This is a genomic window from Limnohabitans sp. YIMB22184 (assembly GCF_048020265.1).
GTDB lineage: Bacteria > Pseudomonadota > Gammaproteobacteria > Burkholderiales > Burkholderiaceae_C > Limnohabitans_A.
In genome coordinates this window covers 2838263-2851160 of sequence record NZ_CP171843.1, presented here as the reverse complement: position 1 = coordinate 2851160, position 12898 = coordinate 2838263, and the positions used below count along the sequence as shown (strand labels likewise).

The following is a 12898-nucleotide window of genomic DNA, read 5'->3' as shown; positions in this document are numbered from 1 at the left end:
CACGGATTGTTGAAGCAGGGTCGATGCGTTTCATGACCTTGATGCATCCAAGTGCAATGTGGCGCGTGTACTGTCAGCCGCTAAACTCGATGCACGCCAGCTGGGCGTGCAGTAATGAGAAACGTCATGAAAAAAAGCGGTGTTTGGGTGTGGGCAGGAGCTTGGGTTTTGGCGGGAGTGGCCGGTGTTGCCGGCGCTGTCGATGATGGCAAATTCCACAACGCCGCCAAACCCTCCCTCACGGTCACCGTGACCACCCCACAAACAGCGAGCCTGGCCCAAAAAATCAGCGCGAACGGCAGCTTGGCCGCCTGGCAAGAAGCCATCGTCGGCGCCGAAGCCAATGGCCTGAAGATCACCGAGGTGCGTGTGAACGTGGGCGACCGGGTGCAGCGCGGCGATGTGCTGGCGGTTTTGCAGGCCGATACCTTGCGTGCCGAGCTGGCGCAGGCCGAAGCCGCCCTGGCCGAAGCCACGGCTAGCGCCCAAGAGGCCAAAGCCCAGGCCGAGCGTGCCCGCAGCCTGCAGCAGCAAGGCTTTTTCAGCAACGCACAGCTGAGCCAGGCGCTGGCCGCTGAGGCCTCCGCTTTGGCCCGCGTGCAGTCGGCCCGCGCCCTGGTGCAGCTGCAAAACGTGCGCCTGTCGCAGACGCAGGTGCGCGCGCCCGATGCGGGTGTGATCTCGGCCCGGCAGGCCACGGTGGGCAGCGTGGTGGGTGCGGGCACAGAATTGTTCCGCTTGATCCGCCAGGGCCGTCTCGAGTGGCGTGCTGAAGTGACGGCTGCCGAAATTGGCCGCATCCAGGTCGGCGCGCCCGTGCAAGTCAAAGCCGCCAGTGGCCAGCTGCTGCAAGGCAAGGTGCGCATGGTCGCGCCCTCGGTCGATGCCCAAACCCGCAACGCTTTGGTTTATGTGGACTTGCCCGCCCAAACCGGCAGCGCCCGCGCAGGCATGTACGCCCAAGGCGAGATCGCGCTGGGCCAAAGCCAGGCCCTCACCGTGCCTCAAAGTGCGGTGGTGGTGCGCGATGGTTTCAGTTATGTCTATACCGTGGGGGCCGACCAAAAAGTCAGTCAGCTGAAGGTGCAAACCGGTCGCCAAAACGGCGATCGCGTGGAGGTGATCAGCGGCCTGAAAGCCGATGCGCGGGTGGTGGCCAGCGGTGGTGCGTTCCTGAACCACGGCGACACGGTGCGTGTGGTGGATGCCCCGGCAGCCACACCCGCTGCCAAATAAAGGGACGCCATGCTCAACGTCTCTTCCTGGTCGATCCGCAACCCGATTCCGGCGGTCATGCTGTTTGTGCTGCTGACGGTGGCGGGTCTGATCGCGTTTGGCTCGATGAAGGTGCAGAACTTTCCTGATCTGGATGTGCCCACCATCTCTGTGACGGCCAGCCTGCCCGGTGTGGCGCCGTCGCAGCTCGAAACCGATGTGGCCCGCAAGCTCGAAAACGCGCTGGCGCCGCTGCAAGGCCTCAAGCACATCACCACCAAGGTGCAAGACGGTGTGGTGTCGATCACCGCCGAGTTCCGCATGGAAAAGCCCACCCAAGAAGCGGTGGACGATGTGCGCTCGGCCATCCAGGGCGTGCGGGCCGACTTGCCCAGCGACCTGCGCGACCCGGTCGTGCAAAAGCTCAACCTGGCCGGCACGCCGGTGCTGGCTTATACCGTGCGTTCCGAACGCATGGACGACGAGGCGCTGTCGTGGTTGGTGGACAAGGACATCACCCGCAAGCTCTTGTCGCTGCGCGGCGTGGGTGCCGTCAACCGAGTGGGGGGCGTGACGCGCGAAGTGCGTGTGGCGCTCGACGTGAACCGTTTGCAGGCGCTGGGCATCACGGCGGCCGAAGTGTCACGCCAGCTCAAGCAGGTGCAGCAAGAAGGCTCGGGCGGGCGCATGGATGTGGGCGCGGGCGAGCAGCCCGTGCGCACCTTGGCCACCGTCAAGACGGCGCAAGAGGTCGGACAGATTGAGCTGGCCACATCGCGGGGTGGCCGTGTTCGCCTGGACCAGGTGGCCACGGTGAGCGACACCCTGGCCGATGCGCGGTCTGCCGCCGCACTGGACGGCAAGCCCGTGGTGGGTTTTGAGGTGGTGCGCAGCAAAGGCGAGAGCGAGGTGGCCGTGGGCCGCTTGGTGCGCCAGGCGCTGGCCGATTACCGGCTGCAAAACCCCGACATTGAGATCACCGAGGCCTTTGACTTCGTGACCCCTGTAGAGGAGGAGTACAACGGCTCACTCGTGCTGCTGTACGAAGGCGCGATTTTGGCGGTGCTGGTGGTGTGGCTGTTTTTGCGCGATTGGCGGGCCACCTTTGTGTCGGCGGTTGCGCTGCCGCTGTCGGTCATCCCGGCTTTCATTGGCATGGCGTATCTGGGTTTTTCCATCAACGTGGTGACCTTGCTGGCGCTGTCTTTGGTGATCGGCGTGCTGGTGGACGACGCGATTGTCGAGGTGGAAAACATCGTGCGCCATTTGCGCATGGGCAAGTCGCCTTATCAGGCGGCCATGGAAGCGGCCGATGAAATCGGTCTGGCCGTGATCGCCACCACCTTCACCTTGATCGCGGTGTTTTTGCCCACGGCTTTCATGAGCGGCATTCCGGGCAAGTTTTTCAAGCAGTTTGGCTGGACGGCGTCGCTCGCGGTTTTCGCCTCGCTGGTGGTGGCGCGGGTGCTCACGCCCATGATGGCGGCCTACATCTTGAAGCCCATTGTCACGGCCGAGCACGAGCCGGGCTGGCTCAAGCGCTACATGGTCTGGGCCACCTGGTGCATGAAGCACCGCCTGGCCACCATGGTCTTGGCCACGCTGTTTTTCATCGGCTCCATCATGCTGGTGCCCTTGCTGCCCAAGGGCTTCATTCCGCCGGACGACAACTCGCAAACCCAGGTCTATGTGGAGCTGCCCCCGGGTGCCACCTTGGCGCAAACCCAGGCCAGTGCCGAACACGCCCGCACGCTCTTGATGACCGTGGACAACGTGAAAAGCGTCTACACCACGATTGGTGGCGGCAGCGCGGGTTCTGACCCGTTTGCGGGTGGCGGTGCGGCCGAGGTGCGCAAAGCCACACTCACCATCCAGCTGACCGAGCGCGGCACACGCCCGCGCAAGCAGGCGATTGAAAACGACATCCGCACGGCCTTGCAGCAACTGCCCGGCGTGCGCACCAAGGTGGGCCTGGGCGGCTCGGGCGAGAAATACGTGCTGGTGCTCACGGGCGAAGACCCGCAGGCCCTGCAAACTGCCGCCATGGCGGTGGAGCGTGACCTGCGCACTATTTCAGGCCTGGGCTCGATTGCATCGACGGCCAGCCTGGTGCGCCCCGAAATCGCGGTGCGCCCCGACTTTGCCAAAGCCGCCGATTTGGGCGTGACCAGCGCCGCCATCAGCGACACCTTGCGCGTGGCCACTTTGGGCGACTACGACGCGGCCCTGCCCAAGCTCAATTTGTCGGAGCGCCAGGTGCCCATCGTCGTGAAGCTGGGTGACGAGTCCCGGCAAGACCTGGCCACGCTCGAGCGCCTGATGGTGCCCGGCAGCCGTGGCCCGGTCATGCTGGGCCAGGTGGCCAGCATCGAAGTGGCGGGCGGCCCGGCCGTGATCGACCGCTACGACCGCCAGCGCAACATCAACTTCGAGATCGAGCTGTCGGGCATGCCGCTGGGCGACGTGACGGAGGCGGTGCAAAAGCTGCCCGCGCTGCAAAGCCTGCCGCCCGGCGTGAAGATCGTGGAAGTGGGTGACGCCGAAGTGATGGGCGAACTCTTTGCCAGCTTTGGCCTGGCCATGATGATCGGTGTGCTGTGCATCTACATCGTGCTGGTGCTGCTGTTCAAAGGCTTCCTGCACCCCATCACGATTTTGGCGGCGCTGCCGTTGTCGCTGGGTGGCGCATTTGTGGGTCTGTTGATCGCACAAAAGAGCTTCTCCATGCCTTCGCTCATTGGTCTGATCATGCTCATGGGCATCGCCACCAAAAATTCGATCTTGCTGGTGGAGTACGCGATCGAGGCGCGGCGCGGCAAGCCCGCCGAAGGCGATCACCCTGCTGTGCCGCCCATGAGCCGCTGGGACGCGTTGCTCGACGCCTGCCACAAGCGCGCCCGACCGATTGTCATGACCACCATTGCCATGGGCGCAGGCATGCTGCCGATTGCCGTGGGCTGGGGCGCGGCCGATGCGAGTTTCCGCTCGCCCATGGCGATTGCGGTGATTGGCGGCCTGCTCACCAGCACCGTGCTCAGCTTGTTGGTGATTCCGGTGGTGTTCACCTACCTGGACGATTTGGGCCAGTGGTCGGCACGCCTGTACAAGAAGGTCACGCGGGGGGCATGAAGGCCTTCGAAACCTCGTTGATGAACACGATGGCACCCAAGCGGCTGCGTCTTTCGGTGGCGATTTTGGCCCTGTGCGCCGTCATGGCGGCGCTGGTGCTGGCCTACGACGGCAAGCGGCTTTTTCAGCTTGTGGTGCTGGCTTTGCCCGCGGGGCTTTGCCTGTGTTGGCCCCATCGGCACACCGGTTGGCGAGCGCTTCAGGCCGGCTTTGTGGGCATCATGGGGTTCGCTTTCATTGCCGATGCTGCGGTGAGGTGTTTTTTGCTGGACATTTATGGCGCCAGTCCGGCGAGCGCCATGGTCCTCACGGCGGTGGCCAACACCACGTCGCAGGAAGTGACAGAGTTCATGGCGATGTATGGGGCCAGTGTGTGGCTTGGGGTGCTTGGGGTGTTCATGTCACTGGTGCTGCTTGCCAGCAGTCTTCTGTGGTGGTGGCGCCAGCCACAGCCTCAACTGAAGGTGCATGGCTGGCGCCTTGCGGTTTTGAGTTTGTTGCTGGCCTTGGCGGTGCTGTCGCTGCTCAGCAAACCATGGCGTCACCACCATCCGCTGCTTTTCTGGTCAGGCTGGATGGCCGATGTGTCCAAGCTGCGCGCGCAGTGGGGCGATCTTGGTGAACAGCGTCAGCGCTTGTTGGCAAACGCGCAGAAACAAAACCCAATCCTCACGCCTGCTGGGCCGGATACGCTGGTGTTGGTCATCAGCGAGAGCATCAACCGGGGGCACCTGTCCCTGTATGGCTATCCGCGCGACACCACGCCCCAGCTCATGCAGCTTCAACAGAGCGAAGCCGGTCGCTTGGGCGTGTTTCGGCACGCCTGGTCGGTGGATGCCAGCACGATTGCGGCCTTGCGCCATTTCTTTTACATGGGCCAAGACCACAGCGCACAGCAGCATCTGCTGGCGCTGGCGAAGGCGGCGGGCTATCGGACATGGTGGATCAGCAACCATGATGATTTGGCGATTGACCAAGAGCATGCGCAGTTGGCCGATTCGGTCCACATGTTGAACAAGACCCCCGGGCGTTCGGCACTTTCACTCGATGAAAACACCTTGCCAGTGCTGGAAGCCGCCCTGAAGGACCCGACACCGCGCAAATTGATCGTCTTGCATCTGTTGGGCTCGCATCCACATTACCAACTCAGGCACCCGGACGAGCGGGTGCCTTTTCGCAACGTCAAGGACGACATCTACCAAAGCTTGAAAGACCAGGGTCGCTCACCCCGGGTCAGAAGTTTGCGCAACGACTATGACTCGGCCATTCACTACCACGACGCCGTGGTGGCGGCCACTTTGGACCTGACCCGCCAGCATGGCAAGAAGTCTGCATGGGTTTACTTTTCGGACCATGGGCAAGAGGTGGGCCACGCTGGTGAACATGTGGGCCACAGCGCCTGGACGGCCGACGGTTACCGTGTCCCTGTGTTGTTCTGGGGCGATGCCATCGAAGGCTTGTCCAGCCGAACTTTTTTGCAACCGGTTCGAACCGATTGGCTGGGGCACAGCGTGCTGCGCTTGTTGGGCATCGATTGGTTGGGGCACGTCCCGCAACAGGATGTGCTCGATCCGAGCTACCAATGGAAGCCACCAGCGCTGGGCATGGTGACCGACTTCAACTCTTGAGGCCTTCGGCCCTGCTCTTGCTGACCCACCGGTGGCCGCATGGGTGCGCGTTGTTGTCCCTGTGACGAGGTCGCTTGGCTGTCGGGAGGGCATGGGTGGGGCAAAAATCAGGTTCCCAAACCGAGTGGTGCGCCATGGATCGTTTTGGGCGACAGCGTCTGGGCATGCCTTTGGTTACAGTGCCTGCAAGGCCGTGACTGGAGCCCTGCCTGATGGTGCAGGTGCAGCGGGACGCGCCTATTGCGTGCATGCGGCAACACAAGACAAAGGAGCAACACATGGGCAACAAGGTGGCAATGGTGGTGGGGGGCGGCAGTGGCATGGGCGCTGCTGCGGCGCGCAAGCTGGCGCAGGATGGTTTTCAGGTGGCGGTCTTGTCCTCGTCCGGCAAGGGCGAGGCTCTGGGCCGCGAATTGGGAGGCTTGGGGCTGACGGGCTCCAACCAGTCGAGCGAAGACCTGCAAAAACTGGTGGATCAAACCATGGCGCGATGGGGCCGCATCGATGTGTTGGTCAACAGCGCAGGCCACGGTCCCAAAGGCCCTGTGCTGGAGCTGACCGATGCGCAGTGGCATCTGGGCCTGGACATGTACTTTCTGAACGTGGTGCGCGCCGTGCGTTTGGTGGCGCCCATCATGGTCCAGCAAAAAGCGGGGTCTATCGTCAACATCTCCAGCGCCTGGGTGGTCGAGCCCAGTGCGATGTTTCCGACCTCGGCGGTGGCACGCGCTGGCTTGGCCGCCTTCACCAAGCTGTTTGCCGATGAGCACGCCGCGCACAATGTGCGCATGAACAATGTTTTGCCGGGCTGGATTGACAGTCTGCCCGCCAAAGAAGAGCGCCGCGAAAGCGTGCCCATGCAGCGCTACGGCACCAGCGAAGAAGTGGCCGCGACCATCGCCTTTTTGGCTTCGGAGGGCGCGGCCTACATCACGGGCCAGAACATCCGTGTGGATGGCGGTTTGATGCGCTCGGTGTGAACGCGCACGCTCACCCCCTGAGTTTCAAGGGTTGCAGAAATCACAACGGGCTGGATCTGCCCATGGCTGGCTTTGGACTTTGCGCTGTTCTTCGTGGCCGCATTTTTTGCAGCCCCATATTTCGGCTTTGGGCAATCGGGTCAAGCTGCCGCAGTCACGGCAGGGCAGGCCCGGAATCTGCTGGCTGAGCCAGTAGCCCGGTGTGTCACAGCTTGGGCACACCGACAGCAATTTTTGAATCAGATCCCCGGTCGCTTTGAGGATGGTTGTCTGCCGCGTTGGATTGCAAAAAGCCCGCAGATCGTTTTCGACAAACACCACACCATGGGCAGACTTGGCTTGCGCCAGGCGAAAGGCCTTCAGCAAGGTCTCGCGATCGCGGATGCCTTTGTCCATCTCGGGGTGCTCCGCGTGTTCCGGGCGCAGCACAAGATGGTGTTCCGGAAACCGGGAATCCGTGGCAAAGCGCTCCAGCTCTTGCAGGCTGGTCACCATCCGGTGCAGGCTTTGGGCGGGACCGTGCGCAAAGCCGGTCACTTCAATCGCATGCACACGATCGACCCACAACACGACCTCGGTGTTCCAGGGCATGAAAGCGCCAAAAGGGTCGGGGCCAAATGAACCTTCACTGGCCAAGCCGACAGATGCACCCGTCAGCGCCATGCCGATGTTGGCTTTTTTGCGCGCCGCATCGAGCTGCGAGCCCGCCCGTGTCAGCTCACGCGTGAACGTGCCCAATTGGTCGGTGTCATAGCCGTCGGTGTGTACCAACTGGCAGCCCAGTGCGGTTTCGAGCGGCTCGCGCACGAGATCTTGCTTGCCATGTTGCGTCAAAAACGCGACGGTGCGGCCTTCATAAAAACGAGCTCCTGCCATGCTCATGCCAAGACCGCCTGCGCTACGGCCAAATAAAACGGGATGCCCAGCACGATGTTCAAGGGAAAGGTCAGTCCCAGGCTCAACCCGAAATACAGCGCGGGTTTGGCCTCAGGCAAAGCGGTGCGCAGCACGGCAGGCACCGCGATGTAGGAGGCACTGGCCGCCAGCACCATGAGCAAGGCCCCGTCGCCTGCGCTCAGATTCAGGCCATAGGCCAGACCCAAAGCCAGGCTTGCGTGCACCAGGGGCCCGATCACCGCGTACGCGATCAGTACGGGCGACTGGCCCTTGACCTGCGGCAGGTTGCGCGCCGCCATCAAGCCCATGTCGAGCAGGAAGAAGGCCAGCATGCCTTTGAACAGGTCAACCGAAAAGGGCGCCATCGCCGCTTGTCCGGCATCGCCCGTGACCAGGCCAATCACCATGGCGCCCAAGAGCAGCAACTGCGCACCATCGGTGAAGGACTCGTGCAGGATCTTGCCGACCGATCCGCCAGCATGTGCTGCTGGGCCACCCAGCGCGGCCACGCCGCCTGCCTGCACCACCACGCCCGAGGCCTGTTTTTGCCGCAATGAATTGGCCAAGACCACCGCCAGGATGATGGCGGGCGACTCCATCAGGGCCATGGCCGCAGCCATGTAGCCGCCGTAAGCCACGCCCTGGTTTTCCAGGGTCTGCACTGCCGTGACAAAGGTCACCGCGCTCACCGAGCCATATGTGGCGGCCACGGCCGCTGCGTCAAAACCCGAGACAAAGCGCCGCAGCACGGCGTAACCGATGAGCGGGATGACGATGGCCAGTGCCACGGCGGCGGCCAGGCTGATGCCCACGCTCACCGTCAGGCCCGATTGCGACAGCGCAAAGCCGCCCTTCAGACCCAGGGCCATCAGCAGGTACAGCGACAAAAAGCGGGAGATGGCGGGCGGGATTTCGAGGTTGGATTTGACGGTGCCTGCCAGCACACCAAAGATGAAAAAGAGGATGGCCGGGTCGATCAGATTGTGCATGGGTGTGTTCCTTGCGCCGATCATAGAAATGGGCAAGGCACTTGTAAAATCGATTCTTCAACCTTTGAATATAGATAAACATCTATGAACGTCAGCTTCCGCCAATTGCGATTGTTTTTGGCTTTGGCCGAAACCGGCAGCGTGAGCGCTGCGGCCAAGGTGATGCACGTCACCCAACCCACGGCCTCGATGCAGCTCAAGGACATCAGCGAATCGGTGGGCTTGCCGCTGTACGAGCTGGTGGGCAAAAAGCTTTACCTGACCGAGGTGGGTCAAGAACTGGCGCAGACCGCCCGCGCTGTGGCTCAGACCTGGGACGCCTTCGAGCAGAACGTGGACGCGGCCAAGGGCTTGTCGCGCGGCAAGCTGCGGGTGGCGGTGGTCAGCACCGCTAAATACTTCATGCCGCACCTGATTGGCAGCTTTTGCAAGCAGCACCCGGCCATTGACGTGTCGCTCGAAATCCTGAACCGCGACGGCGTGGTGCAACGCTTGCGTGACAACCTCGATGACCTGTACATCATGTCCATGCCCCCCAAGGACATGGAGCTGGGCGACGAGGCTTTCATGCCCAACCCCATCGTGGTGATCGCGCCCACGTCCGACCCGCTGGCCAAACGCAGCGCCGTGCCTTTGCACGAGTTGGCGCAGCGCCGCTTCATCCTGCGCGAAAAAGGCTCGGGCACACGCATGGCCGCCGACCAGTTTTTCCGGTCCATGAAGTTCCGCCCCGATGTGCGCCTCGAGCTGGGCAGCAACGAAGCCATCAAGGAGTCGGTGGCCGGGGGCCTGGGGGTGGGCGTGGTCTCGCGACACGCCTTGCATGGCCACCAGAAAGAAAACGGCGTCAGCGTGATCGACGTGGCCGGCTTTCCCCTGCCCTCGGCCTGGCACATCGTTTATCCGGCCGGCAAAAAACTCTCACCGCTGGCGTTGGCCTTCAAGCAGCATGTGCTCAAGCAGATCGGTCGGCGCAAATGACGGGTGGGTGTGCTGCTATGAATTGGCGGGTACGGTGCGCAGCAGGTATTCGTGAAACAGGGGTACCGTGAAGGCTGTGTCGCCGTGGGTGGGGCTCCAGACGATGCCTTTGCGGATCAAGCTGGAGCGCACAGGTGCTTGCGTGCTGACCGTTTTCAGCAACTGATTGGCAATGTCTCCAGACCGGTGTGGCCCAGGACCCAGGTCTGCCATGGCACGCAGATACCGGCGTTCACTGGGTGTGGTCCGCTCCAGTCGCACCTTGAAGAAACTTTCATCAAGCCCGGCGATGGTCAGTTGGGTCGCGGTGTTCACGACATCCAAGGTGATCGGACTGGTGGTGGCCAAATCCCAGGTGTGTTTTCCCCACTCTTGCAAAAAATAAGGATAGCCCTGGGTTTTTTCCACAATGGCCAGTGCCGCCTCGTCGGTGTAGTCCACACCCAGTTGTTGTGCGGGTTTGCGCAAGGCATCCAGTGCCGCAGATGTGTTGAGTTTGTCGACTTGTGGGTACTCGAACAGGCGTTCTGAATACGACTTGGCTTCACCCGCCAAAGCCAGCAACTGCGGCAGACCAGCGCCCACCAAGGTGATGGGCAAACGCAGGTGCGCACAGCGGTGCAGCGCAGAAATCAGGGCCGCAAACTCACGTTCTTTGACATACTGAAGTTCGTCGACGAACATCACCATGACGGTGCCTGCGGCCTTGGCCGCTTCTCCGGTTTGAACCAACAGCGCAGTCAAGTCGGACTCCAGCTCGCCGTTGTCGGCCAGACCGGGCTCAGGTTCGTAGTCAAAACCGACTTCGATGTCGGCAAATTTGAGCTTCAGACCTTTGGCAAAACCTGCCAGCGCCCGCAGTGCCCTTTGTGAAAGTTCTTTGGCTGACGCGATGGTGCTCATGCGCAAGAGGGCCTTGCGCAATTCGGGTGCCAGCATGGCAGGCAAGGATTTGTTTTCGGGTGCTTCGATGCGCAAAGTCTGGATGCCAGTGCCCTCTGCGTCCGAGCGCATGCGGTCCAGCAAGACGGTTTTCCCCACTCCGCGCAAACCTACCAAGATCAGGCTTTTGGCCGAATTGCCAATGCGCAGCCGCTCAATGCAGATCCTGACCTTTTCGCGCAGTTCGTCTCGACCTGCCAGCTCAGGCGGGGGCGTGCCTGCGCCGGGGTTGTAGGGGTTGGTGATCGGGTTCATGGATGCGCATATTAGCAAAGTTATTAAAATTTTATAACACTTGTAATTTGCTTATAAAACCCGGTTTGGTTTTGCACCTTCTTCAAACTTGATCGAGCCCCGCCCTGGTGGCATCCGCCTGCTGCCCAATCTGCGCCTTTTCCTGAGCACTCATTTTGCCCACATGCTTGACCATGAGCGCGGTGCGCGGGTTGATGGCAAAGTCCTGCTCGTGGCGGATCAGGAAATCCCAATACAGCGTGGTCATGGGGCAGGCGCTGGGGCCGGTGCGCTGCTCGGGTTGGTAGCGGCAGCCTTTGCAGTAGTTGCTCATGCGGCTGATGTACTGGCCGCTGGCCACATAGGGTTTGCTGGTGAAGCGCCCGCCGTTGGCGTGCAGGGACATGCCCAAGGTGTTGGGCGTTTCCACCCACTCGACCGCGTCCACGTACATGGCGCGGTACCAGGCGCTCACCTGCTGGGGTGACAGGCCGGCCAGCACCGCAAACTGCCCGGTGACCATGAGGCGCTGGATGTGGTGCGCGTAACCGTGTTGGAGCGTTTGGCCGATGGTCGCTTGCATGCAGGCCATGTGGGTCTCGCCCGTCCAGTACCACTGGGGCAGGTCGCGGGTGTGGCCGTAGTGGTTGGCTTCGGCCATGTGCGGCATGTCCAGCCAATAGACACCGCGAATGAATTCGCGCCAGCCCAGAACCTGGCGGATGAAGCCCTCCACACTCGCCAGGGGCAAGCCCCGCGCGTGATAGGCCTGCTCGGCCGCTTGGATGACTTCGCGCGGACTCAGCAAATGCAGGTTCAGGCTGCTGCCCACCAGCGCGTGCCAGCCAAAAGGCAGCGTGGTCCACATGGCGTCCTGCCAGGCGCCAAAGTTTTCCAGCCGCTGGTCGATGAAATGCTGCAAGGCCACGAGCGCGTCTTCGCGGGTCACGGGCCAGGCGAAGTGGTCCAGTGTGCCCGGGTGCCCGGCAAAGCGCTCGCGCACCAGGGCGATCACGTCTTGCGTCACGCGGTCGGGTGCAAAGCGGGCGGGCGGGGGCACGGTGCCCGGGCCTTTGGCGCCAAAGCCTTTGCGGTTGTCGGCATCAAAATTCCATTGCCCGCCGATGGGCTCTTGGCCTTCCATCAGCACGCCGTGGCGCTTGCGCATTTCGCGGTAAAAGAACTCCATGCGCAGCTCTTTTTTGTCGCCTGCCCACTTGGCAAACTCGGCGCGGCTGCACAAAAAGTGCGTGTCACTCACCCAACGCAGCAGCAACTGGGCCTGAGCTGCGGCGTCTGCGATCAGCCGCTCCATGCGCCAGGCCCCGGTTTCCATGACCACCAGCGCCCGGGGCCTGTGGGTGTTCAGCGCCTGCGCCAGCCGTCCGGCAAAGTCGCCGGGCAGGCTCGGGTCGTCCAGCTTCATATAAGTGCAAGGCCAGCGGCGGCGGTGGGCCTCGTTGGCAAAGTGCCGCATGCCCGACAAGAAGATGGCGATGCGGGCCTGGTGGTTCCAGACTTCGCCCGCCTCGCTGTCGGCCTCGATCATCAAGAGCCGGTCTTGGGCCGGGTCAAAACCATCCAGCGCCGGGCTGTCCCAACCCAGTTGGTCCCCCAGCACCAGCACCAGATGGCGGCAAGGCGTGAGCGTTTGGGGTGCAGGCTGGCCTGCGGCGTCTGTTTTGTGTGTCATGCTCAGCGTTCGGTGCGGGATGGTGCTGATGGGGCGGCTTTGGATTTGTCTGCGCGGCAGCGGTCGCTGCAGTACAACACGTTGTCCCAGTTCTTGGCCCAACTTTTGCGCCAGCTCATGGCGCGGCCACAAACCGCGCAAGGTTTTTGCGGCAAATCCTGCTTGTTCCCTTTAAAACCCGAGGGTTTGGGCATGCGGTTCTCCAATGAA

Annotated in this window: 10 protein-coding genes; 5 read left to right on the top strand and 5 right to left on the bottom strand. The window is 62.3% G+C overall.

The window, feature by feature from the left end; translation table 11 throughout:
* Positions 1–126: 126 nt before the first annotated feature.
* From ACHEXL_RS13250 to ACHEXL_RS13235, 4 genes are all read left to right on the top strand, one after another.
* Positions 127–1236 carry an efflux RND transporter periplasmic adaptor subunit gene (locus ACHEXL_RS13250; RefSeq protein ID WP_416559869.1) on the top strand — a complete coding sequence of 370 codons (1110 nt, stop codon included), beginning with the start codon at positions 127–129 and terminating at the stop codon, positions 1234–1236.
* 9 nt (positions 1237–1245) lie between these two features.
* Positions 1246–4344, top strand: a complete 3099-nt coding sequence (locus ACHEXL_RS13245; protein WP_416559868.1) for an efflux RND transporter permease subunit — start codon at positions 1246–1248, stop codon at positions 4342–4344.
* A 20-nt stretch (positions 4345–4364) separates the two neighbouring features.
* On the top strand, positions 4365–5972 hold the full coding sequence (locus ACHEXL_RS13240; protein ID WP_416559867.1) for a phosphoethanolamine transferase: 1608 nt from the start codon (positions 4365–4367) through the stop codon (positions 5970–5972).
* Between the two features lie 278 nt (positions 5973–6250).
* Positions 6251–6952: an SDR family oxidoreductase gene (locus tag ACHEXL_RS13235; RefSeq protein WP_416559866.1), complete on the top strand. Its 702-nt coding sequence runs from the start codon at positions 6251–6253 to the stop codon at positions 6950–6952.
* Between the two features lie 24 nt (positions 6953–6976).
* On the opposite strand, the gene ACHEXL_RS13230 is transcribed toward ACHEXL_RS13235, so the two are convergent.
* On the bottom strand, positions 6977–7834 hold the full coding sequence (locus ACHEXL_RS13230; RefSeq protein ID WP_416559865.1) for a DUF6671 family protein: 858 nt from the start codon (positions 7832–7834) through the stop codon (positions 6977–6979).
* On the bottom strand, positions 7831–8838 hold the full coding sequence (locus ACHEXL_RS13225) for a sodium-dependent bicarbonate transport family permease (protein ID WP_416559864.1): 1008 nt from the start codon (positions 8836–8838) through the stop codon (positions 7831–7833). Before ACHEXL_RS13225 ends, ACHEXL_RS13230 begins: the two co-directional genes overlap by 4 nt.
* 84 nt (positions 8839–8922) lie before the next feature.
* Here ACHEXL_RS13225 and ACHEXL_RS13220 point away from each other — a divergent pair, with 84 nt between their 5' ends.
* Positions 8923–9819 (top strand): LysR family transcriptional regulator, encoded by an 897-nt coding sequence (locus ACHEXL_RS13220; protein ID WP_416559863.1) that lies wholly within the window; start codon positions 8923–8925, stop codon positions 9817–9819.
* 15 nt (positions 9820–9834) lie between these two features.
* Here the strand turns inward: ACHEXL_RS13220 and ACHEXL_RS13215 are convergent, their stop codons facing one another.
* The 3 genes from ACHEXL_RS13215 to ACHEXL_RS13205 form a co-directional block, all read right to left on the bottom strand.
* On the bottom strand, positions 9835–11016 hold the full coding sequence (locus ACHEXL_RS13215) for an AAA family ATPase (protein WP_416559862.1): 1182 nt from the start codon (positions 11014–11016) through the stop codon (positions 9835–9837).
* 82 nt (positions 11017–11098) lie between these two features.
* Positions 11099–12688 carry a cryptochrome/photolyase family protein gene (locus ACHEXL_RS13210; protein ID WP_416559861.1) on the bottom strand — a complete coding sequence of 530 codons (1590 nt, stop codon included), beginning with the start codon at positions 12686–12688 and terminating at the stop codon, positions 11099–11101.
* Positions 12689–12690: 2 nt separating this feature from the next.
* The gene (locus tag ACHEXL_RS13205; protein ID WP_416559860.1) at positions 12691–12882 is read right to left on the bottom strand and encodes a DUF2256 domain-containing protein; all 192 of its coding nucleotides are present in this window, start codon (positions 12880–12882) and stop codon (positions 12691–12693) included.
* Between the last annotated feature and the right edge of the window lie 16 nt (positions 12883–12898).

Coding starts and splice junctions, on each gene's coding strand:
- ACHEXL_RS13250 (WP_416559869.1), top strand. CDS start 127: ATGAAAAAAAGCGGTGTTTGGGTGTGGGCAGGAGCTTGGGTTTTGGCG.
- ACHEXL_RS13245 (WP_416559868.1), top strand. CDS start 1,246: ATGCTCAACGTCTCTTCCTGGTCGATCCGCAACCCGATTCCGGCGGTC.
- ACHEXL_RS13240 (WP_416559867.1), top strand. CDS start 4,365: ATGAACACGATGGCACCCAAGCGGCTGCGTCTTTCGGTGGCGATTTTG.
- ACHEXL_RS13235 (WP_416559866.1), top strand. CDS start 6,251: ATGGGCAACAAGGTGGCAATGGTGGTGGGGGGCGGCAGTGGCATGGGC.
- ACHEXL_RS13230 (WP_416559865.1), bottom strand. CDS start 7,834: ATGAGCATGGCAGGAGCTCGTTTTTATGAAGGCCGCACCGTCGCGTTT.
- ACHEXL_RS13225 (WP_416559864.1), bottom strand. CDS start 8,838: ATGCACAATCTGATCGACCCGGCCATCCTCTTTTTCATCTTTGGTGTG.
- ACHEXL_RS13220 (WP_416559863.1), top strand. CDS start 8,923: ATGAACGTCAGCTTCCGCCAATTGCGATTGTTTTTGGCTTTGGCCGAA.
- ACHEXL_RS13215 (WP_416559862.1), bottom strand. CDS start 11,016: ATGAACCCGATCACCAACCCCTACAACCCCGGCGCAGGCACGCCCCCG.
- ACHEXL_RS13210 (WP_416559861.1), bottom strand. CDS start 12,688: ATGACACACAAAACAGACGCCGCAGGCCAGCCTGCACCCCAAACGCTC.
- ACHEXL_RS13205 (WP_416559860.1), bottom strand. CDS start 12,882: ATGCCCAAACCCTCGGGTTTTAAAGGGAACAAGCAGGATTTGCCGCAA.